Origin of the sequence: Pseudoxanthomonas sp. X-1 (assembly GCF_020042665.1) — a bacterium.
Taxonomy (GTDB): Bacteria; Pseudomonadota; Gammaproteobacteria; order Xanthomonadales; family Xanthomonadaceae; genus Pseudoxanthomonas_A; species Pseudoxanthomonas_A spadix_A.
The window spans coordinates 688,172-711,422 of sequence record NZ_CP083376.1; the positions used below are offsets into that span (position 1 = coordinate 688,172).

Annotated in this window: 24 protein-coding genes; 12 read left to right on the forward strand and 12 right to left on the reverse strand. The window is 71.0% G+C overall.

Translation table 11 applies throughout. The annotated features are described in order from the left end of the window. The 5 genes from LAJ50_RS03115 (at window position 1) to LAJ50_RS03135 (ending at window position 5,524) form a co-directional block, all read left to right on the forward strand. The gene (locus LAJ50_RS03115) at window positions 1-1,578 is read left to right on the forward strand and encodes a serine hydrolase (RefSeq protein WP_138651680.1); all 1,578 of its coding nucleotides are present in this window, start codon (window positions 1-3) and stop codon (window positions 1,576-1,578) included. 32 nt (window positions 1,579-1,610) lie between these two features. Next, window positions 1,611-2,387: an N-acetylmuramoyl-L-alanine amidase gene (locus tag LAJ50_RS03120; protein ID WP_138651677.1), complete on the forward strand. Its 777-nt coding sequence runs from the start codon at window positions 1,611-1,613 to the stop codon at window positions 2,385-2,387. Next, on the forward strand, window positions 2,384-3,091 hold the full coding sequence (locus LAJ50_RS03125; RefSeq protein WP_224096448.1) for a M15 family metallopeptidase: 708 nt from the start codon (window positions 2,384-2,386) through the stop codon (window positions 3,089-3,091). The genes LAJ50_RS03120 and LAJ50_RS03125 overlap by 4 nt, the downstream gene beginning before the upstream one ends. Window positions 3,092-3,166: 75 nt before the next feature. Continuing rightward, the gene (locus LAJ50_RS03130) at window positions 3,167-4,411 is read left to right on the forward strand and encodes a DUF819 family protein (RefSeq protein WP_138651675.1); all 1,245 of its coding nucleotides are present in this window, start codon (window positions 3,167-3,169) and stop codon (window positions 4,409-4,411) included. 162 nt (window positions 4,412-4,573) lie between these two features. Then, window positions 4,574-5,524, forward strand: coding sequence for a sodium:calcium antiporter (locus LAJ50_RS03135; RefSeq protein WP_138651673.1), 951 nt, complete (start codon window positions 4,574-4,576; stop codon window positions 5,522-5,524). On the opposite strand, the gene LAJ50_RS03140 is transcribed toward LAJ50_RS03135, so the two are convergent. Genes LAJ50_RS03140 through LAJ50_RS03165 form a run of 6 tightly spaced genes read right to left on the reverse strand, consistent with a single transcriptional unit; the run spans window position 5,525 to window position 11,435 of the window. Next, window positions 5,525-5,911, reverse strand: a complete 387-nt coding sequence (locus LAJ50_RS03140; protein ID WP_138651671.1) for a Na+/H+ antiporter subunit G — start codon at window positions 5,909-5,911, stop codon at window positions 5,525-5,527. It abuts the gene before it with no gap. Continuing rightward, a complete protein-coding gene (locus LAJ50_RS03145; protein WP_130550498.1) occupies window positions 5,908-6,192 on the reverse strand; it encodes a K+/H+ antiporter subunit F in 285 nt (94 codons plus the stop codon). Before LAJ50_RS03145 ends, LAJ50_RS03140 begins: the two co-directional genes overlap by 4 nt. Further along, complete coding sequence (locus tag LAJ50_RS03150; RefSeq protein ID WP_138651669.1) at window positions 6,189-6,689, reverse strand: Na+/H+ antiporter subunit E; 501 nt, start codon at window positions 6,687-6,689, stop codon at window positions 6,189-6,191. The genes LAJ50_RS03145 and LAJ50_RS03150 overlap by 4 nt, the downstream gene beginning before the upstream one ends. Beyond that, a complete protein-coding gene (locus LAJ50_RS03155; RefSeq protein ID WP_138651668.1) occupies window positions 6,689-8,230 on the reverse strand; it encodes a monovalent cation/H+ antiporter subunit D in 1,542 nt (513 codons plus the stop codon). The genes LAJ50_RS03150 and LAJ50_RS03155 overlap by 1 nt, the downstream gene beginning before the upstream one ends. Beyond that, window positions 8,227-8,607, reverse strand: a complete 381-nt coding sequence (locus LAJ50_RS03160; RefSeq protein ID WP_138651666.1) for a Na+/H+ antiporter subunit C — start codon at window positions 8,605-8,607, stop codon at window positions 8,227-8,229. Before LAJ50_RS03160 ends, LAJ50_RS03155 begins: the two co-directional genes overlap by 4 nt. Continuing rightward, window positions 8,607-11,435 carry a monovalent cation/H+ antiporter subunit A gene (locus LAJ50_RS03165; protein ID WP_138651665.1) on the reverse strand — a complete coding sequence of 943 codons (2,829 nt, stop codon included), beginning with the start codon at window positions 11,433-11,435 and terminating at the stop codon, window positions 8,607-8,609. The genes LAJ50_RS03160 and LAJ50_RS03165 overlap by 1 nt, the downstream gene beginning before the upstream one ends. 147 nt (window positions 11,436-11,582) lie before the next feature. On the opposite strand from LAJ50_RS03165, the gene LAJ50_RS03170 reads away from it, so the two are divergent. Continuing rightward, window positions 11,583-12,482, forward strand: a complete 900-nt coding sequence (locus LAJ50_RS03170) for an SDR family oxidoreductase (RefSeq protein WP_138651824.1) — start codon at window positions 11,583-11,585, stop codon at window positions 12,480-12,482. Here LAJ50_RS03170 and LAJ50_RS03175 read toward each other — a convergent pair. The 5 genes from LAJ50_RS03175 to LAJ50_RS03195 form a co-directional block, all read right to left on the reverse strand. Further along, entirely contained in the window at window positions 12,476-12,958 is a 483-nt protein-coding gene (locus LAJ50_RS03175) for an Mpo1-like protein (RefSeq protein ID WP_130550504.1), read from the reverse strand. The genes LAJ50_RS03170 and LAJ50_RS03175 overlap by 7 nt on opposite strands. Window positions 12,959-13,196: 238 nt before the next feature. Continuing rightward, window positions 13,197-14,897, reverse strand: a complete 1,701-nt coding sequence (locus LAJ50_RS03180; protein ID WP_138651663.1) for a peptidoglycan-binding protein — start codon at window positions 14,895-14,897, stop codon at window positions 13,197-13,199. Between the two features lie 113 nt (window positions 14,898-15,010). Continuing rightward, complete coding sequence (locus LAJ50_RS03185) at window positions 15,011-15,580, reverse strand: hypothetical protein (protein WP_224096449.1); 570 nt, start codon at window positions 15,578-15,580, stop codon at window positions 15,011-15,013. A gap of 219 nt (window positions 15,581-15,799) precedes the next feature. Beyond that, on the reverse strand, window positions 15,800-16,270 hold the full coding sequence (locus LAJ50_RS03190; RefSeq protein WP_224096450.1) for a hypothetical protein: 471 nt from the start codon (window positions 16,268-16,270) through the stop codon (window positions 15,800-15,802). Window positions 16,271-16,397: 127 nt separating this feature from the next. Continuing rightward, the gene (locus LAJ50_RS03195) at window positions 16,398-17,324 is read right to left on the reverse strand and encodes a phosphoribosylaminoimidazolesuccinocarboxamide synthase (RefSeq protein WP_130550507.1); all 927 of its coding nucleotides are present in this window, start codon (window positions 17,322-17,324) and stop codon (window positions 16,398-16,400) included. Window positions 17,325-17,692: 368 nt separating this feature from the next. On the opposite strand from LAJ50_RS03195, the gene LAJ50_RS03200 reads away from it, so the two are divergent. The 5 genes from LAJ50_RS03200 (at window position 17,693) to yegS (ending at window position 21,618) form a co-directional block, all read left to right on the forward strand. Continuing rightward, window positions 17,693-18,034 carry a J domain-containing protein gene (locus tag LAJ50_RS03200; RefSeq protein WP_130516420.1) on the forward strand — a complete coding sequence of 114 codons (342 nt, stop codon included), beginning with the start codon at window positions 17,693-17,695 and terminating at the stop codon, window positions 18,032-18,034. 26 nt (window positions 18,035-18,060) lie between these two features. After that, window positions 18,061-18,732, forward strand: a complete 672-nt coding sequence (gene rpe / locus LAJ50_RS03205) for a ribulose-phosphate 3-epimerase (RefSeq protein ID WP_138651661.1) — start codon at window positions 18,061-18,063, stop codon at window positions 18,730-18,732. Beyond that, complete coding sequence (locus LAJ50_RS03210) at window positions 18,729-19,208, forward strand: GNAT family N-acetyltransferase (RefSeq protein WP_138651659.1); 480 nt, start codon at window positions 18,729-18,731, stop codon at window positions 19,206-19,208. The genes rpe and LAJ50_RS03210 overlap by 4 nt, the downstream gene beginning before the upstream one ends. Before the next feature lie 10 nt (window positions 19,209-19,218). Then, on the forward strand, window positions 19,219-20,382 hold the full coding sequence (locus LAJ50_RS03215) for a lactonase family protein (RefSeq protein WP_138651658.1): 1,164 nt from the start codon (window positions 19,219-19,221) through the stop codon (window positions 20,380-20,382). A 309-nt stretch (window positions 20,383-20,691) separates the two neighbouring features. After that, window positions 20,692-21,618 carry a lipid kinase YegS gene (gene yegS / locus LAJ50_RS03220; RefSeq protein ID WP_130550511.1) on the forward strand — a complete coding sequence of 309 codons (927 nt, stop codon included), beginning with the start codon at window positions 20,692-20,694 and terminating at the stop codon, window positions 21,616-21,618. Window positions 21,619-21,709: 91 nt separating this feature from the next. Here the strand turns inward: yegS and LAJ50_RS03225 are convergent, their stop codons facing one another. Further along, window positions 21,710-22,111 (reverse strand): helix-turn-helix domain-containing protein, encoded by a 402-nt coding sequence (locus tag LAJ50_RS03225; RefSeq protein ID WP_130550512.1) that lies wholly within the window; start codon window positions 22,109-22,111, stop codon window positions 21,710-21,712. 55 nt (window positions 22,112-22,166) lie between these two features. Between LAJ50_RS03225 and LAJ50_RS03230 the strand changes: the two genes are divergently transcribed. Beyond that, window positions 22,167-23,225, forward strand: coding sequence for an MDR family oxidoreductase (locus LAJ50_RS03230; protein WP_305015714.1), 1,059 nt, complete (start codon window positions 22,167-22,169; stop codon window positions 23,223-23,225). Window positions 23,226-23,251 lie beyond the last annotated feature (26 nt).

Consider the following 23,251-nt stretch of genomic DNA (forward strand, 5'->3'; position numbering starts at 1 on the left):
ATGTTCAAGCACACAGGCAAGGCGCTGGCCCTGGCAGGGCTGCTGCTCGCATCGGGGCCGTCGGCGGCGGCCGATGCGCCGGCGCAGGCATCCTTCGACACACTGTTCGATCAGGCCATGGCGCGCTACCGGCTGCCCGGCCTGGCGGTGGGCGTGGTCGAGGACGGCAAGGTGGTCTACCTGCGCACGGCGGGCGAGACGCGCGCCGGCAGCGGCGAGAAGATCGACGCCGACACGCTGTTCAAGATCGCCTCCAACACCAAGGCCATGACCACCGGCGTGCTGGCGCGGCTGGTGGACCAGGGCAAGCTGAAGTGGGACGACCCGGTCACCAAATACCTGCCGCAGTTCCGCATGGCCGATCCCTGGGTCACGCGCAACTTCCAGGTGCGCGACCTGCTGATCCACAACAGCGGCCTGGGGCTGGGGGCGGGCGATCTGATGCTGTGGCCCGAGCCCAACGACTTCACCCGCGCCGACATCATCGCCGGGCTGGCCCATCTGCAGCCCACGCACAGCTTCCGCGCGCACTACGCCTACGACAACCTGATGTACGTGGTCGCCGGCGAAGTGGCGGCCAAGGCCGGCGGCAAGCCCTACGACCAGCTGGTGCGGCAGGAGCTGTTCGGCCCGCTGGGCATGACCCGCTGCCAGGTCGGCGCGTTCGATCGCGATGCGGTGGGCAACCTGGCCCAGCCGCACATGGTCCAGGACGGGCACAACGTGGTGGTGCGCGCCGATGGCCCGACCATTCCGGACAACCCGTCCATGTCCGCCGGCGGCATCCGCTGCAGCGTGCGCGATCTGACCACCTGGATCGCGATGTGGCTGGCGCCCGACGCGGCGCATCCCTGGCTCTCGGCCCAGCAGCGCGCCGCGCTGTGGACGCTGCACACGCCGATGCCGATCGGGGCGCAGCTGCGCGACTGGGACGGCACGCATCTGTACGGCTATGGCTACGGCTGGCGGCTTTCGGACGTGGACGGCCAGTGGCGCGTGGCGCATACCGGCACGCTGATGGGCATGTATTCCTCGGTGACGCTGCTGCCGGACCGCAGCGTCGGCTTCGTGGTGCTGATCAACGGCGACGGCGAGGCCGCGCGCACCACGCTGACCGAGGCGCTGACCAAGCATTACACCCGGCCCGGCGCGGGGCTGGATGTCGATCACTACGCGGGCCTGCTGGAACAGGCCCGCGCGAAGGCGGTCGCCACCGCCACGCACCCGCAGGTGCCGGACACGTCGGACCGCAGGCCCGCCCCGGCGGCGCAGCTCGCGCGCTGGCAGGGCGTGTACCGCGATCCTTGGTTCGGCCAGGTGAGCCTGTGTCCGCAGGACCAGGGCGTCGTGTTCCGTGCCGCGCGCTCGCCGCTGATGCGCGGGCCGGTGCTGGTCTCGCACGGGCGCTGGCTGGTGGACTGGGACGATGCCAGCGTCGATGCCGAACCGTGGCTGGACTTCGCCCAGGCCGACGGCAAGACCACGCTGACGCTGAAGGCGATCGATCCGGACGCCGATTTCAGCTACGACTACCAGGACCTGCACTTCCAGCGCGTCGGCGCGTGCCCGGCGAAGTGAGGCGCAGGCGATCCATGAACCAGGGCCCGTCGATGCATCCCACACCGAACCTGCCATTGCGCGCGGCCATGCTGCTGCTGGCCGCGCTGCTGCTGTCGGCCTGCGCCGGCCTGCCGCCGAAGAATCCGCTGGCGCAGTGGGATCCGTCGCCGAACCAGAATGCGCGCGGGCCGATCCTGATCGTGATCCACTTCACCAGCGAGGACTCGGTGGCCGAGAGTCTCAAGACCCTCAAGACCGCCAACAGCACAGGTCCGGTCAGCGCGCACTATCTGATCGGCGCCGACGGCAAGCGTTACCAGCTGGTCAGCGACGCTCGCCGCGCCTGGCATGCCGGCGCGGGCCACTGGGGCACGATCAACGACGTCAACTCGGCCTCGATCGGCATCGAGCTGGACAACGATGGCCACTCGCCCTTCGCCGATGCGCAGATCGACAGCCTGCTGCTGTTGCTGGACGACCTGTGCCGGCGCCACCACATCCCGCGCACGGCGATCATCGGCCACGAGGACATGGCGCCGGGGCGCAAGGTCGATCCGGGTCCGCTGTTCCCGTGGAAGCGGCTGGCGCAGGCCGGCTTCGGCGCGTGGCCGCGCGCCGATGCGCCGCCGGCGCCGGCCGGCTTCGATCCGTGGCTGGCGATGGCCACGCTGGGGTATCCGCTGGACAACCGCGGCGATGCGGTGCAGTCCTTCCGCCATCACTTCCGCGGCATGGAAGGACGCACGCTGGATGAAGAGGACCTGCGCATCCTGCACGACCTGACCCTCCCACCCCCGGCGAAGGATGCGCAGGAGGATGCGCCGTGAGGCGCACGCTGACACTGCTGGCGGCGCTGGCCGCGTGTGGTGCGGCGCATGCCGCCGAGCCGGTGCGCACCTCGCCGGCCACCACCGCCGCGCAGGCCGGCCTGGTCGATGTGACCACGCTCGCGCCGGACGTGCAGCGGGACATCCGCTATGCCGGCGCGCACAACTTCACCGGCAGGCCGGTGGACGGCTACGACGCGCCCAGGTGCCTGCTGCTGGCGCCGGTGGCGCAGGCGCTGGCGCAGGTGCAGGCCGACCTGCGCGCGCAGGGCCTGGGCCTGAAGCTGTTCGACTGCTATCGCCCGGTGCGCGCGGTGCAGGCCTTCATGCGCTGGGCCGCCGATCTGCCCGACCAGGCGATGAAGGCCGAGTTCTATCCGGCGCTGGACAAGACCCGGATCATCCCCGATGGCTATGTGGCCGAGGTCTCCGGCCACAGTCGCGGCGCGACGGCGGACCTGACGCTGGTGCGTTGCCACGACGGCGCCTGCACGGAGCTGGACATGGGCACGCCGTTCGACTTCTTCGATCCGCGCGCGCATACCGATGCGCCGGGCCTGAGCGAGGCGCAGCGCGCCAACCGCAGGCGCCTGGTCGAGGCGATGGCGCGGCGCGGCTTCGCCAACTATCCCGGGGAGTGGTGGCATTACACCTTCAAGCCCGAGCCCTCGCCCGGCGTGCAGTTCGACGTGCCGGTGCGCTGACGATGCGGCCATCTTCCCCTGTCGCGGGCCACGGCCGGTTCCGGCCCGCCGCCTGCGCGCCTACCATGCGGCGCCATGTCTGAGACCCACACCGCCCTGATCCAGTCCGACATCGTGCTGTTCGGCCTGATCGCCGCCACGCTGGCGTTCGTCTTCTGGACCGCCTCGCTCAAGGGCGTCTGGCAGAAGTTCTACGGCATCGTGCCGCCGCTGCTGCTGTGCTATTTCATCCCCGGCATCTTCAACTCGCTCGGTGTGATCGACGGCGCCGGCAGCCAGCTCTACAACCCGGTCGCCAGCCGCGTGCTGCTGCCGGCCGCGCTGGTGCTGCTGACGCTGACCATCGACCTCAAGGCGGTCATGGGGCTGGGCTGGAAGCTGCTGGCGATGTATTTCGGTTCGTCCTTCAGCATCATGCTCGGCGCGTTCTTCGCCTTCTGGGTGATGCAGCACGCGCATCCGGCGACCACCGCCGGCGACACCTGGGGCGGCATGGCGGCCCTGGCCGGCAGCTGGATCGGCGGCGGCGCCAACATGGTCGCGATGAAGGAAATCTTCCAGGTCGACGAGACCACCTTCGGCCAGTTCGTGGTGCTCGATGTCGGCGTGGGCTATGTGTGGATGGCGGTGCTGATCTTCCTGGCCGGGCGCGCCAAGGCCATCGATGCGCGCTCGGGTGCCGACACCTCGGCCATCGACGCGCTCAAAGCGCGCCTGGCCGACTACAGCGCCCAGCACGCGCGCATCCCCACGCTGACCGACTACATGCTGATCATCGGCCTGGCCTTCGGCGTGGTCGGCCTGGCGCATGCGGTGTCGCCGCCGCTGGCGGGCCTGTTCGCGCCGTATCCGTGGGCGCATGCGGCCAGCCTGGATTCGCCCTATGTGTGGGTGGTGCTGCTGGCGACCTTCGCCGGGCTGGCGTTGAGCTTCACCCGCGCGCGCCAGCTCGACGGCGCCGGCGCCTCGAAGATCGGCACGCTGCTGCTGTACGTGCTGATCGCCTGCATCGGCATGCAGATGGACATCGCCGCGCTGCTCGGCCGGCCCTGGCTGTTCGTGCTGGGCGTGCTGTGGATCGCCGTGCACATCGTGCTGCTGTGGCTGCTGGGCCGGCTGCTGAAGGTGCCGTTCTTCTATTTCGCCATCGGCTCGCAGAGCAATATCGGCGGGCCGGCCTCGGCGCCGGTGGTGGCGGCGGTGTTCCATCCGGCGCTGGCCCCGGTCGGCGCGCTGCTGGGCACGCTGGGCTATGCCACCGGCACGGTGCTGGCCTATCTGGTCGGCATCGGCCTGCGCGCGATGGCCGGCGCGGGCTGAGCCGGGGCGGCTTTCGCGCGCAGGCCGGCCTTTCCGCGAACGCGCGAATCCGGCGCCTCCGGCCTCGTGCGTTGCAGCGCCCGTCGTCGGCTTCCGGGCGGCTTACACGCGGATGGATGACAGGCCCTAGAATCCCCTCACTCATCCGAGCGGGGCGGTGCGATGGTCGAGGGCTGGGGTTTGTTCGTGCTGGGCCTGGTGCTGCTGGCGCTGGGCGGCGACACGCTGGTCAAGGGCGTGTCGGGCATCGCGCAGCGGGCCGGGCTGTCGCCGTTCACCGCGGGGCTGCTGCTGCTGGCCTTCGGCACCTCGCTGCCGGAGCTGTTCGTCAACGGCGCGGCGCTGCTGCGCGGCACGCCGTCGCTGGCGCTGGGCAACGCGGTCGGCAGCAACCTGGTCAACCTGGGCCTGACCCTGCCGCTGGCCGCGCTGCTGGCCAGCGTGCAGGTACGCCTGCGCCTGCTCACGCCGCTGCTGTGGGTGCTGGTGGTCGCCTCGCTGCTGGTGATGGTGTTCGGCCTGGACGGGCGCCTGAACCGGCTCGAGGGCGGCCTGCTGCTGCTCGGCTTCCTGCTGGTCGCGGTGAAGGTGGTCGTACGCGGGCGCGGCGAGGCGCCCGAGGTCCGTGCGCCGGTGGAGGCCTACGCCGCCACCCGCACCGTGACCTGGCTCAACCTGCTGCGGCTGCTGATCGGCGTGGTGCTGCTGGGCTACGGCGCGCGCGATGTGGTGGTGTCGATGGACACCCTGGCCCCGGCGCTGGGCCTGACCCCGCTGATGGCCGGCCTGCTGCCGGTGGCGATCGGCACGGCGCTGCCGGAGATCGTCGCGGCCATCGCCGCCGCGCGCCGCGGGCAGGGCGACATGGTGCTGGGCCATGTGATCGGCTCCAGCGTGTGCAACCTGCTGCTGGTGCTGGGCGGCATGGCGCTCGTCTCGCCGCTGGCCCTGCCGGCCTCGTTCGTGAAGCTGGAACTGCCTGCGGCCATCGTCCTGGCCATCGTGCTGGTGCCGATGCTGCGTGGCGACGCGCGCGTCAGCCGCGGCGAGGCGGCGGTACTGCTGTTGGCCTTCTGCGCCTGGGTCGCGCTGGAACTGGCCTGGCTGCGCTGATCAGCGCGGTCCTTCGTCCTCGTCGGCCTGCGGCGCCGGCTGCCTGGTGACCTGCGGCGAGATCCGGGTGTCCTGCGGCGGCACCGGCCGCGCCTGCGTCATCAGCGACAGCGCGGCCTTGCTCATCAGGTGCGCGCTGATCGGCGAGGTGATGAACAGGAAGGCGGTGATCAGCAGTTCGCGTGGCTGCGGGTCCTGGCCCAGCACCAGGTGATAGCCGACCGAGGCGATCAGCACGCAGCCCACGCCCAGCGTGCTGCCCAGCGTCGGCGCATGCACGCGGCGGAAGAAGTCCGACAGCCGCACCAGGCCCAGCGCGCCGAGCAGGATGAAGGCCGTGCCGGCGATCAGCACCAGCGCCAGCAGTATGCGGAAGAGGTCGATCATTCGACCACGTCCCGGCGCAGCACGAACTTGCACAGCACCACCGTGCTGCTGAAGCCCAGCATCGCCACCACCAGCGCCGCCTCGAAGTACACCGGGCTGTCCAGGTGCATGCCCAGCAGCATCAGCGCGGCGATGAAGGTCACCGACAGCGTGTCCAGAGCCAGAATGCGGTCGGCTACGGTGGGCCCGCGCAGCAGCCGCCACAGGCACAGCAGCGCGGCCACGCCGATGGCCGCCAGGCAGGCCACGATGGTGTGCTCGAAGAACAGATGTGCGGTCATGGAAAGATCTCCATCAGCGGTTTTTCGTAGCGGCTCTTGATGTTGTCGATCGCCTCCTGCGCACCGCGCATGTCCAGCATGTGGACGAGCAGGTAGCGGCGATCGTCGGTCAGCGCGGCAGAGACCGTGCCGGGGGTCAGGGTGATCATGCTGGTCAGCGCGGCAATGCCGTGCAGGTTCTGGATGTCCAGCGGGATCCAGATGAAGCCCGGGTGCAGCCGGCGCTCGGGGCCGAGCACCTGCAGGGCGACGATCACGTTGGAGCGCAGGATGTCCCAGGCCACCACGCACAGCATGCGCGGCACCGGCCGCAGCGACCCGATGCGCGCGTATTCGCGGTCCAAGCGCGCGGCGAAGCGCGGGATCAGCCAGCCCAGCAGCAGGGCCAGCGCGAACTGGGCCGCGCTGTAGCTGTCGGTCATCAGCAGCCAGAACGCGATCACGCACAGGCTCAGCGGCCAGGACGGCGTGAGCCGGCGCAGCAGGCGCGCGCCCATCACGGCGCCCTCAGCACGGACGGCGCCGCGCGCAGTTCGCCGGTGTAGCCGGCCGCATCCAGCATCTGCGCCCCGGCCGCGTCGGTGTAGCGCATCAGCGGCGCGGCGAAGGCCGTCATCGCCACGCCGTAGGCCAGCAGCAGCACCGTGGCCCAGGTCTCCTGCGGCCGCGCGCGGGCGGGCACCGGCTGCTCGCATTCGGCCTGTTCCACCTGCGCGGGCAGGCGCCAGAACAGGCGCACGCCGGCACGGCTGAGGCCGATGATCACCAGCAGGCTGGAGAGCAGCACGACGGACCACACCAGCGGCGTCTGCGCCGGCGGCACGGCCGAGAGCAGCGCGGCCTTGGCCAGAAAGCCGGACAGCGGCGGCAGGCCCGCGGCCGAGACCGCGGCGATCAGGAACAGCGTGCCCGGCACCGCGCGCCCGGGAAGCGGTGCGACGACCGCCTTGTCGTCGCCGGCCGCGCCGCGACGGCGGCGGATCAGGTCGGCGATCAGGAACAGCGCGGCGGCCACGAAGGTGCTGTGCGCCAGGTAGTACAGCCCGGCCCCGATGGTCTGCGCCTGGCCCAGGGCGAAGGCCACGAACAGCGTGGCCGCCGACCAGATCACCAGATAGCCGACCATCAGCCGCAGCCGAGCCGACCCCAGCACGCCCAGCGCGGCCACCACCAGCGTGCCGGCGCCCAGCCACAGCAGCGCGGGGCGGGCGAAGCCGGCCAGCAACCCGGCCTGCGCGCCCAGCAGCAGGGTGCTGACCCGCAGCACCGCATACAGGCCGACCTTGGTCATCACCGCGAACAGCGCCGCCACCGCCGCCGGCGCGCGCGCATAGGTCTCCGGTAGCCACAGGTACAGCGGCAACAGCGCGGCCTTGGCGCAGAACACCACCAGCAGCAGGCCGAAGGCGGCCTTGACCAGCCCGGCCTGCGCCGGCGGCACCTGGCCGATGCGGGCGGAGAGCTCGGCCATGTTGAGCGAGCCCAGCAGCCCGTAGATCAGCCCCAGCGCGATCAGGAACACCGCCGAGGCGGCGATGTTGAAGGCCACGTAGTGGAACGCCCCGCGCAGGCGCAGCCCGCGCCCGCCGCTGGCCAGCAGGCCGTAGCTGGCGCTCAGCAGCACCTCGAAGAACACGAACAGGTTGAACACATCGCCGGTGAGGAAGGCGCCGTTGAGCCCCATCAGCTGCAGCTGGAAGAAGGCATGGAAATGCGGTGCGCGCCGGTCCCAGCCAGCGCAGGCGTGCAGCAGGCAGGCCGCGCCCAGCAGCCAGGTCACCGCCAGCATCCACCCCGACAGGCGGTCGGCCATCAGCGCGATGCCCAGCCGCGCCGGCCAGTCGCCCAGCAGGTAGGCCTCGACCCGGCCATCGGCCACGCGCGCCACCACCGCGGCCACCGCCACGCCCTGCAGCGCCATCAGCGCCCAGGCCGCCCAGCGCCGCGCCGTCCAGCCGAAGCGGCGGTGCTCCAGGAACAGCGCCAGCGCCGCGCCCAGCAGCGGCAGCACGATCGGCCACAGCGGCAGGTGGCTCACGGGCGCGTCTCCCGCGGCGGCGGGGCCGGCGGTTCGGGCGCGGCGTCGTGCGCATCGACATGGTCGCTGTGGTTGTCGGCACGGCTGCGCATGGCCAGCACCAGGCTGACCGCGGTCATGGCGAAGGCGATCACGATCGCGGTCAGCACCAGCGCCTGCGGCAGCGGATCGGCGTAGTGCGCCAGGTCGGCCGGCTGGCCGTCCACCAGCACCGGCGGCTGGCCCGGCCGCAGCCGCCCGCCGGCGAAGATCAGCAGGTTGGTGGCGTAGGACAGCAGGGTCAGGCCCAGGATCACGTCGAAGGTGCGCGCGCGCAGCATCAGCCAGATGCCGGCCGCGGCGAGGATGCCGATGGCGCTGGCCAGGGCGAGTTCCATCAGGCGCGGCCTCCGGTGCTGGGCGAGCGGCGGTCCGGGTCCAGCGGCTTGCGCTGGGCCTGGCGGCGGGTGGAGCCGCGGATCGTGCCCAGCATCGACAGCATCAGCATCGCCCCGCCGAACACCACCAGGTAGACGCCGGTGTCGAAGCCCAGCGCGCTGGCCAGCGGCACCTGCCCGATCAGCGGCAGGTCCGGCTCCAGGTGGCCGCTGGTGAGGAAGGGCACACCGAACAACAGCGAAGCCAGCCCGCTGAGCACCGCCAGCACCAGGCCGATGCCGATCAGGCGGATGTAGTCGAAGCCGAAACGCGATTCGACCGAGGCCGCGCCCTGGATGACGTACTGCATCAGCAGCGGCACGGCCAGCACCAGCCCGGCGATGAAGCCGCCGCCCGGTGCGTTGTGGCCGCGCAGGAACAGGAAGATCGACACGGTCAGCGTCAGCGGGAACAGGATCTGGGTCAGGTCGGCCGGCACCGGCAGCTGCACCGGATCGCCGCCGACCAGGCGCTCGGGCGCCATGCGCGCCCGCCGCAGGCAGGCATGCACCACCAGCGCGGCGATGGCGAACACGGTGATCTCGCCGAAGGTGTCGAAGCCACGGAAGTCCACCAGCGTCACGTTGACCACGTTGCGGCCGTAGCCTTCGGGCAGGGCGCGCGCCAGCAGGTCGCCGGCGACGGTGTCCGCGGGTCGGGTCATCATCGCGTAGGCCAGCACAGCCAGGCCGACGCCGGCCACGCAGGCGACCAGCGCATCGCGCCACTTGCGCCACCGTGCGGGTTCGGGCGGGCTGGTTTCGGGCAGGTAGTTCAGCGCCAGCATCATCAGCACCAGGGTCACCATTTCCACCAGCAGCTGGGTCAGGGCCAGGTCCGGCGCGGACAGCAGCACGAAGACCAGGCTGATCATCAGCCCGCTGGCGCCCAGCACGATCACCGCCAGCAGGCGCTGGCGATGCAGCCAGACCGCGCCCAGCGCCGCGGCGATCATCACCACCCACACCATCGCGCCCAGCAGCGGCAGCGGCTGCACCCCGACCAGCGACAGGGCCAGGCCGTCGTTCCACAGCGGCGCCGCCGCCGCGGCGATGGCCACCAGCACCAGCATCAGCAGGCTGCGCTGCAGGCTGTTGTTGGCCAGGCGCGTGGTGATGCGGTGGCCGGCGATGAACAGCAGTTCCAGATGCTGCTTGAACAGGTCGCGCCCGGTCGCGCGGGTCACCACCGCATGCAGGTCCAGCAGCCGCGCCAGGCCCAGGTACAGCGCCACGCCGCCGATCACCCCGGCCAGGCTCATCGCCAGCGGCCAGTTCAGGCCGTGCCATACGGCCAGGCTGTAGTCGGGCGTGGCCGCGCCCAGGATCGCGAAGACACCGGCGTGCAGCACGCCGGCCACGGTCAACGCCGGGAACACGCCCACCGCCACGCACAGCACCACCAGCACCTCGATCGGGATCTTCATCCAGCGCGGCGGCTCGTGCGGCACGACCTCCAGATCGCGCGGGCCCTGGCCGAAGAAGGTCTCGTAGACGAAGCGCAGGCTGTAGGCCACGCCCAGCACGCCGGCCAGCAGCGCGGCGATGCCGGTGAACACGCGCATCGGCAGCGGCGCCGGGGTCTCCAGCGCCGCGGCGAAGAACATCTCCTTGGACAGGAAACCGTTGAGCAGCGGGATGCCGGCCATCGACAGCGAGGCCACGATCGCCAGCGTGCTGGTGAAGGGCATCAGCCGGCGCAGCCCGCCCAGCCGGCGGATGTCGCGCGTGCCGGTCTCGTGGTCGATGATCCCGGCGGCCATGAACAGCGAGGCCTTGAACACCGCGTGGTTGAGGATGTGGAACACGCCGGCGACCACCGCCATCGGCGTGGACAGCCCGAACAGCATCGTGATCAGGCCCAGGTGCGAGATGGTCGAATACGCCAGCAGGCCCTTCAGATCGTGCTGGAAGATGGCATACCACGCGCCCAGCAGCAGCGTGACCGCGCCAAGGGTGCTGACCGTGTAGAAAAAGAGGTCGGTCCCGGCCAGCGCCGGATGCAGGCGCGCCAGCAGGAACACGCCGGCCTTCACCATCGTGGCCGAATGCAGATAGGCCGAGACCGGCGTCGGCGCGGCCATGGCCTGCGGCAGCCAGAAGTGGAACGGGAACTGCGCGCTCTTGGTGAAGATGCCGCCCAGCACCAGGAACAGTGCCCACGGATACAGTGGGCTGGCGCGCAGCGTGTCGCCGGCGTCCAGCACCGCCTCCAGGTCGAAACTGCCGACCACGCGGCCGATCAGCAGCACACCGCCCAGCAGCGCCAGGCCGCCGCCGCCGGTCACCACCAGCGCCATGCGCGCGCCCTCGCGCGCGTCCTTGCGCTGGGTCCAGAAGCCGATCAGCAGGAACGAGGTCAGGCTGGTCAGTTCCCAGAACACGCACAGCAACAGCAGGTTGCCCGACACCACCACGCCCAGCATCGCGCCCATGAACAGCAGCAGGAAGGCCAGGAAGCGCGGCACCGAATCGCGCTCGCTCAGGTAATAGCGCGCGTACATCACCACCAGCGCGCCGATGGCCAGCACCAGCAGCGCGAACATCCAGGCCAGGCCATCCACGCGCAGCGTGAACTCGAGGCCGATGCGCGGCAGCCACGCGTGCCGGTCGACCAGCACCTGTCCATCGAGGATCGCCGGCGCCATCGCCGCCAGCAGCGCCAGGCCGCCGAGCGGCGCCAGCGCTGCCAGCCACGCCAGCGCCGTGCGCGGCAGGCGATGGGCCGCCGCCACGATCGCCGCCATGACGAACGGCAGGGCGAGCAGGGGGATCAGGAGGGGGTGCATGCGGGGAATGCAGCCATTCGCGAGCAGACCGTCACGATAGCAGCGGCTACGTGAGCAGGCCGCTGACCGTCGGGTCATCGCGGTCATCCGGCGTCGCGGGCGTGCGCCCGGGAACGCGAGCGCGCGGTGCTGGCCTATCCTGTGCGGATGACCGCGCCTGTCGCCGCTGCCGTATCGTCTTCCCCCTCCCGCGTGGCCCTGGTGCTGGGCGGCAGCGGCCAGATCGGCCAGGCGCTGCTGGCCCGGCTGGTCGCGCGCGGCTGGTCGGTGCTGGCGGTCTCCCGCCACGGGCAGCCGGCGCGCGCGCGCGTGCAGTGGCTGGCCGGCGACCTGGCGACCATGCCGGCGCTGCCCGACCGCGTCGATGCGATCTTCAGCGCCGGGCCGCTGGACCACTTCGCGCGCTGGTATGCCGGCAGCGCGCTGGTCGCACCGCGCGTGGTGGCCTTCGGTTCGACCAGCCTGGGGACCAAGCAGGACTCCTCCGACGCGCATGAGCGCGACCTGGCCGCACGCCTGCGCGATGCCGAGGCCGCGGTGTTCGCCGCGGCTGTCGCGCGCGGCGCGCAGGCCACGCTGCTGCGGCCCACGCTGGTCTATGGCGCCGGCCGCGACGCCTCGCTGACCCGGATCGCGGCGCTGGCGCGGCAGCTGCGCTGTTTTCCGCTGCCGCGCGGCGCCACCGGCGGCCTGCGCCAGCCGGTGCACGTGGACGATCTGGCCGATGCGGCGCTGGCGGCCTGCGACGCCCCGGCCAGCGACGGCCAGGCCTATGCGCTGCCCGGCGGCGAGACGCTGACCTATCGCGAGATGGTGGCGCGCACGTTGGCGGCGATGTCACCGCCGGCGCGCCTGCTGGAGCTGCCGCCGCCGCTGTTCGCCCTGGCGGTGCGCGCCGCGCAGGCGCTGGGCGTGGCCCGGTCGTTGAATTCCGCCGCGGTGGCGCGCATGCGCCAGGACCTGGTGTTCGATGCCGCGCCCGCGCGGCGGGACTTCGGCTACGCGCCGCGTGGCTTCGCGCCGACCGCGGCGATGCTGGGTCAGTAGCGCCAGCCCATCTTCCGGTAGAACTTGGCCAGCACCCAGATCGGGCCGATCAGCAGGTAGGACAGGTCGGTGAGGAAGCTGGGCTTGCGGCCCTCGATCTTGTGGCCGACGAACTGCGCGATCCACGCCACCACGAACACGCTCACCGCGCTCCACAGCAGCACCTCGGTGCCCGCGCGCTGGCTGATCAGCCGGCACACGCAGCCCATGGTGAAGAACACCACGAACATGCCGTAGCCGATCGGCCGCGAGAGCCGGTTGTAGTACATCCACGCGCAGAACATCGCCAGGCCCGCCCACACCCCGCCGCGGAACCAGCTGGCCTGCACCGGGATGCACCACAGCAGCGCGATCACCGACCACAGGATCGCCGGCACCGCGATGACGTGGATGGCCTGGTTGGTGAGATTGCGGTGGTCCTGCGAGTAGTTCGCGAACCACTGATCGATCGGGCGTTCGGCGTGGACGTGCTGCATCGGATCCCTCCCAGGAAGACCGACAGCATAGCCCGGCGCCCGGCGCCGCACCCAGCGGGCGGCATGCTGCGCCGCGAAATCGACGCGAATGCAAACAGAAGCGCCGCGCCTTCTTACGAAAGCGCGGCGCTTTGGCCCCTCCCCTTGCGCAGCAGGGGGAGGCTGGGAGGGGGTTGCCTCAGCTACGCGCGGCCCAAACCGAAGGCTGCCTCACCAACCCTCCCACACCCTCAGCTCATCACCGCTGCATCGCCACCACCGGCGTCGGCTCGACGATCTGCGCCGCGCGCTGCTGCGCCAGCAGCTGCTGGCTGCTGTGCTCGAAGCTCGGCGGCTGCGCCAGCTCGACCGTGGCGCGGAACCCCGGCGTGGTGCCCATCACGAAGGCCTTGCCGTCCTGCACGGCCACGCCGCCGACCTTCTCCGGCGCATCGATGCCCTGCAGCTTGGCCTGCGTGGTGACGTACGCGGCCAGCTCGTTCGAGTAGGGCGCCGGCAGCTGCGCGCGGATGGCGGTGTACAGGCGGTGGTCCGGATGCGTCGGCTGGTCCAGCCCGGGCGTCGCGCCGGGCGCGGCCAGGGCCTGCGCGCCGCGCGCCAGCGCCCGGCGCGTGTCCGGCCCGACCTCGCCATCCACCACGATCCCGTGCGCGCGCTGCAGCCGCTCCACCGCCGCCTGCGTATGCGCCCCGAACTTGCCGTCCTCCGCCAGCCGGCGTCCGCGCTCGTCCCCCATGCCCAGCGTGTTGAGCTGCTGCTGCAGGGCGCGTACCTGGGCGCCGTGGTCGCCGTGCTGGAGCACCTCGCCGCCGGCGCCACGGTGCGGTGCCGTGGTCGAGGCCGGCGCTGAGGGGGTCTGCGCCGGCGCGTGGCGGTCCCAGAACGTCTGCGGGCTGATCAGGTGACCCTGCGGATCGCGCATCTGGTAATGCACGTGCTGGGCATACTGGCTGGCGCCCTCTGGCCCGCGCCCGCCCATGGTGCCGATCGGATCGCCGGCGCGCACGACCTGGCCTTCCCTGACCGAACGCGAATCCAGATGCAGGATCTCGTGCGAGTTGCCCTGCGCGTCGCGGATCTTCACCGTGCCGTACTGGCCGCCGGAGAAGGTCACCGTGCCGTCGATCGGCGCATGGACGGTCGGGTGCCGCAGGTTGCGTCCTGCCTGGCCGCCCTCGTAGTTGAAGTCGGTGCCACCATGCGGCCCCTTGCCACGATGCTCGCCGAAGTTGCCCGTGATGTGGGGGTCCTGACCGCCCTGGCCCGGCAGCATGCGCTCCATCGTCTGCTGGAAGCCGCTGTGGCCTTGCGCGTGGGAGGCGGGCGAGGGCGTCGTATGCGTCGGCGTGTGTCCCTGGGTCTGGGTCTGCGACAGGCGCTGTTCGACGAAGTGCTCGTACCGGTCCAGGTAGGGCGCCACCTCGCGCCGGGACAGGCCGAGGCCGCCATAGTCCTTGCTGGGGCCGTCGTGGTGGTACTTGTAGATGTAGTCCTCGCCGTGGCCGCGGCTGCGCGCCAGGTCCCGATTGTCGATGAAGTGCTGGACCAGCGCCCGCGACTGGGTCTGTACGTCGAAGCGGTTGCCGTTGTTAACGCCGTACTGGCTGCCGGTGCGGTCGATGAACTGGCCGAGGCCGGAAGCGGAGGTCGTGCCCGCCGCCGCGTCGGGGTTGAAGCCGGATTCGACCCGGGCGATGGCCAGCACGTAGGCGGTTTCCCGCGATGACAGCCCGGCCTCGCGCGAGGCGTCGATCAGGTTGTCGATCACCCTGGACTGGGTCTGCGGGCTGGCATCGCCCCATCGGCGCGACTCGCCGTGCAGGCGGCCATCGCCGGTGTCGATGGGTTCGCGGTAATGGCTCCAGGGCTTGATCCTGTCGCTGCGGTAGCCCGCTCCGCGGGGCTGCACCATGTCGGTGTAGATCGTGTCGTCGGTCATGTCGTGCGTTCCTTTCTATGAGACGGATTCTTCCTTGTGAGGGGTACTGCTCCATGTACTGCGTACTGCATTGGCCATGCGTCGCCGGATCGCGGCGCATGGGCATTCCTGGCTCAGGACGGGAAGGGCTCCACCTCCGGATGCCTGAGCCCGAGTTCCTCGAGCTTGTGCCCGTATTCGTCGTTGTTCGGGCTCTGCTGGCCGTCTTCCTCGCGCAGCGGCGGCGTCGCGTGATTCAGCAGCCGCCCCTGGCCGTCGTAAAGGAAGAACCACTCGCAGAATTCGCAGCCATACGGCAGTTCGCCGTACTGCACGACGAAGTAGGTCGCTCCCTTGCCGTCCTCGGCGCAGCCCAGCCCCACCGCGGTGTAGTCGGCCATCTCGGGGGGCGCGACCAGCGGCTGGCGCTGCCCGTCGCGTTCCAGCTCGACGCGCGTGCTGGTGGGGGCCGCGCCTTCCTGACCGGGCAGTGCGGTCAGGTGCAGGCGTGCGCCCGGACATTCCTTGATCATGCCGTTCTGTCCTTGTGCGGCCGCTTCGGTCGAAGCAGGGGAGGGAGAGGTGGTCGCTGTCGGCATCGGCGTGGTGGTCGCGGTCTGGTCAGGGGAAGGTGCCTTGCCATCGCAGGCCGCAAGCACCAGGGTCAGGCCGAAGGTCGGCAGGATGGAGAACGCGTGGCGCATCATGTCGCCTCCTTGGTGGGGCAGATCACCGCAGTCCCGGCCGGGCCCCCGCGCAGGAGCGTCACGTGGGTCGTATGGGCCGGGATCCCAGCGTGGATTTCATGGCGCGTCCCGTCCGCGCGGGCGCATGCCGCGGTGGCCGCCGCCAGCGGGACCGCCGCTGGCCAGCGGCCGCGGCGTCGGACATGCTGCGATGGCCGGTCGGCGCGATTCATCGACTTACGGCGACTGGTCGTCCACTTTCACCAGGACCCAGCAGGGGCGCTGGGCGAAGTGGTAGACCTGCTGATCGCCGGTGTCCGGGGTGCGCACCAGGACCTTGCGGCCATCGCCGTCGTCGGAGACCACGACCTCGCGCCCGCCGTTGCGGGCGGCCTCCAGGTTCGGGATCACCGGCCATTCGACCTCGGCCAGCGGGACCTGGCGCGTCACCGGCGCCGGCTCGGGCTGGGCGTTCGGATCGAGCTGGATCATCGTCAGCGGATCGGCCGTGGCCTTTTCCTGGACCGCGATGTTCGCGCTGAAGCGCTGCACGAAGTGTTCGAAGTCCGCGTCGGGGCACTTGGCCGGGGCCGCGGCGGACGTGGTCTCCGCAGCGGGGGCCGGCGCAGCCGCGGCGGGCGCCTGCGGCTTGCAGGCGGCGAGCGCCAGGAGTAGCGCGAAGGCGGGCGCGAGAGGGCGTAGGGACACCAATGGATCCTCCTGATCGCAGGCAAAGCGCCCGTGCGGGCGCGTTATCTCGCCGGAGGATACCCGGCCCCCGTGACCAGGTTTTGTGAAACGCACCCCGCGTTGCGCCCGGGGTGCGCGAGCCGGTTCAGTCCAGGCGGATGTCGGCCAGCTTGAGCAGGGCCTCGGCGTAGCGGGCGCGGGTGCGCTCGATCACTTCCGGCGGCAGCACCGGGCCGGGCGCGGTCTTGCCCCAGTCCAGCGTCTCCAGGTAGTCGCGCACGATCTGCTTGTCGTAGCTGGGCGGGCTGAGGCCGACCTGGTACTCGTCGGCCGGCCAGTAGCGCGAGGAATCCGGGGTCAGCATCTCGTCCATGATGTACAGGCGGCCGTCGGCGTCGGTGCCGAACTCGAACTTGGTGTCGGCCAGCAGGATGCCGCGCGAGGCGGCGTATCCGGCCGCGAAACTGTAGATGCGCAGGGTCGCATCGCGCACGCGCTCGGCCAGGTCGCCACCGACGGTCTTGACCATGGCGTCGAAGTCGATGTTCTCGTCGTGGTCGCCGACCGCGGCCTTGGTCGAGGGGGTGAAGATCGGCTCGCGCAGCTTCTGCGCCTGCTGCAGGCCGTCGGGCAGCTCGATGCCGCTGATCTTGCCGGTGCGCTGGTAGTCCTTCCAGCCGCTGCCGATCAGATAGCCGCGGGCGATGGCCTCCACCGGCACCGGCTTGAGCTTGCGCGTGACCACCGCGCGGCGCGCGTACAGCGCCGGGTCCACGCCGTCGGGCAGGACGTCGGCGACCTCGATGCCGGTCAGGTGGTTGGGCATCAGGTGGGCGGTCTTGTCGAACCAGAAATTGGAGATCTGGCACAGCATCTCGCCCTTGCCGGGGATCGGATCGGGCAGGACCACGTCGAAGGCGGAGAGGCGGTCGGTGGCGACGATCAGCAGGTAGTCGCCGGGCGCCGCGTTGGCCGGCAGGCGTTCGCGTGGGATGTCGAAGACGTCGCGGACCTTGCCGCGATGGCGCAGGGTCAGACCGGGCAGATCGGCTTGCAACAGCGTGGTGGGCACACAGCACTCCTGGCGTGAGGCGAAAGGCGCTCGAAACCCCGCTCGCTGCGTGTGCCGGCGCGCCGGTTAAGGCGGCGGCGGGCCGCGTAGTGTACGCGCCTGCGCGCAAAGCAACAGGTGCCAAGGGCCCATCCTCGATCCCCGGGCAGGCCGCGTTGACGCCGCCCTGCGGCGCCAACCCGAAAGGCCGCCCTTGCGCGCACCCGGGGACTGCGTCATTGCTCGGTCGTGGACGGATGCCTGCTCTCTCCCGCTCCTTGCCCCGGGCACGCGCAAGGACGGCGCGGCCCACCCGGGGATCGATGACGGGCCCTGGGCCGCCTACCGTAAAATGCCGCTTCCCTCCCCACCGCAGGCCCGGCCTCCCGATGAATCGCTGGTACGGAAAACTGCTGGGCGGCATCGCCGGCGCGCTGCTGTTCCGCCCCAATCCGGTGTTCGGCGCGCTGGTGGGGCTGCTGCTGGGCCATGCCTTCGACCGGGACTGGTTCCAGCTGTCGCGGGACAACCCCTATCGCGCCTTCGACCTGACCCGCGACGCCAGCGACGCGGAAGTCGACCAGGCCTACCGCCGCCTGATCTCCCAGTACCACCCCGACCGCCTGGCCGGCGCCGCGCCCGAGCTGCGCGCCCGCGCCGAGGCCCGTGCGCGTGAGCTCAACGCGGCCTACGACCGCATCAAGACGCTGCGCCGCAAGCGCGCCGCCTGACCTCCTTCCTCTGCCGGCAGACCGCCATGTCCAACTGCATCATTTCCCCGTCCATCCTGTCTGCCGACTTCGCCCGGCTCGGCGCCGAGGTCGACGCCGTGCTCGCCGCCGGTGCCGACTGGATCCATTTCGACGTGATGGACAACCACTACGTGCCCAACCTGACCATCGGCCCGATGGTGTGCGAGGCGCTGCGCAAGTACGGGGTGACCGCGCCGATCGACGTGCACCTGATGGTCGAGCCGGTGGACCGCGTCGTGCCGGACTTCGCCAAGGCCGGCGCCAGCCACATCAGCTTCCACCCGGAGGCCAGCCGTCATGTGCACCGCACGATCCAGCTGATCAAGTCGCACGGCTGCACCGCCGGCGTGGTGCTCAACCCGGCGACCTCGCTGGACGTGCTGGACTGGGTGCTGGACGAGGTGGACCTGGTGCTGCTGATGTCGGTCAACCCGGGCTTCGGCGGTCAGGCCTTCATTCCCTCGGCGCTGGACAAGCTGCGCGCGGTGCGCGAGCGCATCGATGCCAGCGGCCGCAGGATCCATCTGGAGATCGACGGCGGGGTCAAGGTGGACAACATCGCGCAGATCGCCGCCGCCGGTGCCGATACCTTCGTCGCCGGCTCGGCGATCTTCAACGCCCCGGACTATGCGCAGGTGATCGCGCAGATGCGCGCGGCCGTGGCGGGGGCGAAGTGAGCCTGACCATCCGCAGCGCCACGCGCGAGGACATCCCGCTGATCCTGGAACTGATCCGCGCGCTGGCCGAGTACGAGCGCGAGCCGCACGCGGTCAAGGCCACCGAGGCCGACCTGGGGCGCACGCTGTTCGACGAGGGCGCGACCGCCTACTGCGTGCTCTGCGAGCAGGACGGCGTGGCGCTGGGCTTCGCGGTGTACTTCTTCAACTACTCCACCTGGACCGGGCGCAACGGGATCTATCTGGAAGACCTGTTCGTACGGCCGCAGGCGCGCGGGCAGGGCGCCGGCCTGGCCCTGCTGCGCCACCTGGCGCGGCTGGCGGTGGAGAAGGACTGCGCCCGCTTCGAATGGTCGGTGCTGGACTGGAACCAGCCGGCCATCGACTTCTACCGCGCCGTGGGCGCGCGGGCGATGGACGAGTGGACCGTCTATCGCCTGGATGGCCAGGCGCTGGCCGACTTCGCGCGCGGCTGAGGGACGCACCATGTTCAATCTGATCAAGGCCACGATGCTGACCATCGCCGCACTGCCGCTGGCCGCGGCGGCGGCGCCGGCCCCGGTCGATCTGCTGGTCGGCTCGTATACCGACAGCGGTTCGCCGGGGCTGTATGCCTATCGCTTCGACACCGGCAACGGCCGGCTGGATGCGCAGCCCTGGCAGACGCTGCGCCTGGACAACCCGTCCTGGCTGGTGCTCGCGCCGGACCAGGCGCGCGTCTACGCCGTCAGCGAGAACGGGCCGGGTGCCCGCGACACCGTCGGCCGCGCCGGGATGCTGGCTATGGATGCGCAGCATCGGCTGACGCTGGAAGGCCAGGTCTCCACGCTCGGCGACCATCCCACCCACGCCAGCCTGGCGCCGGACGGACGCTATCTGCTGGTGGCCAACTACTCGGTCGATACGCATCCGGGCGGTTCGCTGGCGGTGCTGCCCATCGACGCCCAGGGTCGGCTGCAGCCGGTCACGCAGCTGCTTACCTACCAGGCCAGCCACGTGGATCCCGAACGCCAGCGTTCGGCGCACGTGCACTGGGTCGGCTTCTCGCCCGATGGCAGGACGGCCTATGCCACGGATCTGGGCGGCGACCGCGTCTACGCCTACCGCTATGCGCCGCAGGACAATCCCGAACGGCCGCTGCAGCCTGCGGCCACGCCGTTCCTGGCGCTGCCGCCGGGCAGCGGGCCGCGGCACCTGGCCTTCGATGCCAGCGGCCGGCACGCCTACCTGACCCTGGAAATGGCCGGGCAGGTGGCGGTGCTGGACGTCGACGCGCGGGGGGCGCTGCGGCTGCGCGAGGTGGTGGACCTGTTCGCGCCCGGCTTCACCGGCGGCAACGGCGGCGGCGCGCTGCACCTGTCGGCGGACGGGCGCTTCCTGTATGCGATCAACCGCGGTGGCGACGATCACCTGGCCGTGTTCGCGGTGGGTGCCGACGGCGGGCTGACGCTGGTCCAGCGACGCGCCACCGAGGGCCGGCAGGCGCGCGAGTTCGCCATCGATCCGTCCGGGCGCTTCCTGCTGATCGCCGTGCAGGGCGCCAACCGCATCGTGGTGCTGGCGCGCGACCCGCGCACCGGCAAGCTCGGCAAGACGCTGCAGGCGGTGGAAGTGGCCGCGCCGTCGGACCTGAAGTTCCTGCGGCCTTGAGTCGGGGGCCGGCGGGTCGGCTCTGGTTTGGCTTGGTGGGAGCCGCCATGGCGGCGATGAGGCTCCACCGGTAAGGCCCCATCGCCGCCATTGGCACAAAAGGCCACAAGGGCGGCTGCCACGAAGGCAAAAAAAGAACCGCGTCGAGTCGCCCCGGCGCGGTTCCCGCGAAGACTGGAGGCTGATCCTGCCTCCCTCCGTCGTCCCTGCTATGGCCTTCCACGCTACGCGCCGTATCTGACGGGAACATGACAGCCGGGGACCGCGGCGACTGCTAGCCTGCGCCACCCCACGTCCGTTCTCCTTCTCATGTCGCAGCCGCGCTGGCGTCTGATCCTCAACGGCAAGGCCGCCGGCAACGACGCGGTGCGCGCCGCGGTGACGCAGGCGCGCGAGCGCGGCGTGCGGCTGGACGTGCGCGTGACCTGGGAAAGCGGCGATGCCGAACGCTACGTCACCGAGGCCATGGCCGACGGCGTGGACACGGTGATCGCCGGCGGCGGCGACGGCACGCTCAGCGAGGTCGCCACCGCCCTGGCCCATCGCGACGAGCGCGCCGACGCGCTGCCCGCGCTGGCCCTGCTGCCGCTGGGCACGGCCAACGACTTCGCCACCGCCGCCGAGCTGCCGCTCGAGCCGCAGGCCGCGCTGGCGCTGGCCGCCGAGGCCCCGGCGCGGCCCATCGACCTGCTGCGCGTCACCGCCGACCACGGCCCGCACTGGTGCGCCAACATGGCCACCGGCGGCTTCGGCACCCAGGTCACGGTGGAGACCGACGAGGCGATGAAGCGCGTGCTCGGTGGCCTGGCCTACGTGGTCACCGGCCTGTCGCGGCTGGGCCGGGTCGAGCCGATGCAGGCCCGCTTCCGCGGGCCCGGTTTCGCCTGGGAGGGCAGCTTCATCGCGCTGGGGCTGGGCAACGGCCGCCAGGCCGGCGGCGGCCAGGCGCTGTGCCCGGACGCGCTGGTCGACGACGGCCTGCTGGAGCTGACCCTCATTCCCGAGCTGACCGGCACCTTCGCCGCCACGCTGGGCACGCTGATCACCGGCGGCAAGCGCGCCGCGCTGGAGCAGGCGGCCGTACGCGCACGCCTGCCGTGGGTCGAGATCGACGTGGCCGAACCGATCACGCTCAACCTGGACGGCGAACCGGAGACCTCGCGCCACTTCCGCGTGGACTGCGTGCCGGGCCGCCTGCGCATGCACCTGCCCGACGGCTGTCCGCTGCTGGCGTGAGCTGACCGGATCGCGCCGCGGTCGTCCCGCCGCTTCCGCTCACGAGGCACGGCATCCGAAGGCGCGGCGCCACACGGAGTGGACGAGATCGTCAGGCCTGCTGGGTTTCCGCCAGGCCCGGGGATGCGGCGTCCTCGCAACGCGCACCGTCGCCCTCACTTTCTCCCTGCGCCACCTGGTAGCGCTCGCCCCACTCACGCAGGCCATAGAGCAGCGGCACCAGGGTGCGCGCCAGCGCGGTGGCTTCATATTCGACACGCGGCGGCACCTCCGGATACACATGCCGGATCACCAGGCCGTCGACTTCCAGTTCGCGCAGCTGCAGGGTCAGCATGCGTTGCGTCGCCGTGGGGATCAGGCGACTGAGCTCCATGAACCGGCGCTTCCTGGTGAGGATGTGGAACAGCAGGATCGGTTTCCAGATCCCGCTGATCAGCGAGACCGTCAGTTCCACGGGGCAGCCGCTTTTCGGGTTGAGTCGTCTTGGGCGCATGGAAGCCTCGGTCGCTGCGTCGGGATACGTACAAACTTGATAGTAACGAGGAAACTTGTGCGTTCTTACGGAACGCGCGACGCAATCCTATAGTCCGGCGGTCGCTCACAACACAGGCGTCTGCCGGATGTCCTTTCGTGCCTTGCTTGCTTCGCTCTCAGACGAGGGCGCGGTCACCACGTCGCTGGAAACCCTGCAGGACGACGTGCTCGTCGACGGCGACGTCGATGTCGAGATCGCGTGGTCCAACCTCAATTACAAGGATGCGATCGCGCTGGCAGGGTTCAACATCATCCAGTCCTTCCCGCTGGTGCCGGGGATCGATTTCGCGGGCACCGTGACGGCCTCGCGGGACCCGCGTTTCAAGGCCGGTGACTCGGTCGTCGCCACCGGCTGGGGCCTGAGCCAGACCCATCATGGCGGCTTCGCGCAGCGTGCCCGTGTGCCGGCGGACTGGTTGATCGCGCTGCCAGCCGCGCTCGATCCCCGCAACGCCATGGCCATCGGCACGGCCGGCCTCACCGCCATGCTCAGCGTGCTGGCGCTCGAACAGGCCGGGCTTACCCCGGCGCGTGGCGAGGTCCTGGTCACCGGCGCCTCCGGCGGCGTGGGCTCGGTGGCCATCGCGTTGCTGGCCGGGCTGGGCTATCGCGTGGTGGCCTCGTCGGGCAAGCCGGCCGAAGCGGATTACCTCAGGCAACTCGGCGCCGCCGACGTCATCGCCCGCGACACGCTCAGTCAGCCTGGCCCGCCGGTGGCGGCCGAACGTTGGGCGGGTGCGATCGATTCGGTCGGCGGGCAGACGCTGGCCAACGTGCTGGCGCAAACCGCGTACCGCGGCGTGGTGACCACCTGCGGCTTCGTCGGCGGGCGCGAGCTGCCGTCCACGGTGCTGCCCTTCATCCTGCGCGGCGTGACCCTGGCAGGGATCGATTCGGTCCAGGCCCCGCGCGTCCTGCGCGAACAAGCGTGGCAGCGCCTGGCGTCGGATCTGGACCTCGACCTGCTGGCGTCCACGCTCAGCGAGATTCCGCTCGATGCGGTGCCCGCGACCGCACAACAGATGCTGGGCGGCGGCCGCAAGGGCCGCACCCTGGTCGACGTCAACCGCTGAACCCGCCTTCCCTCCGAGGAGCTTCA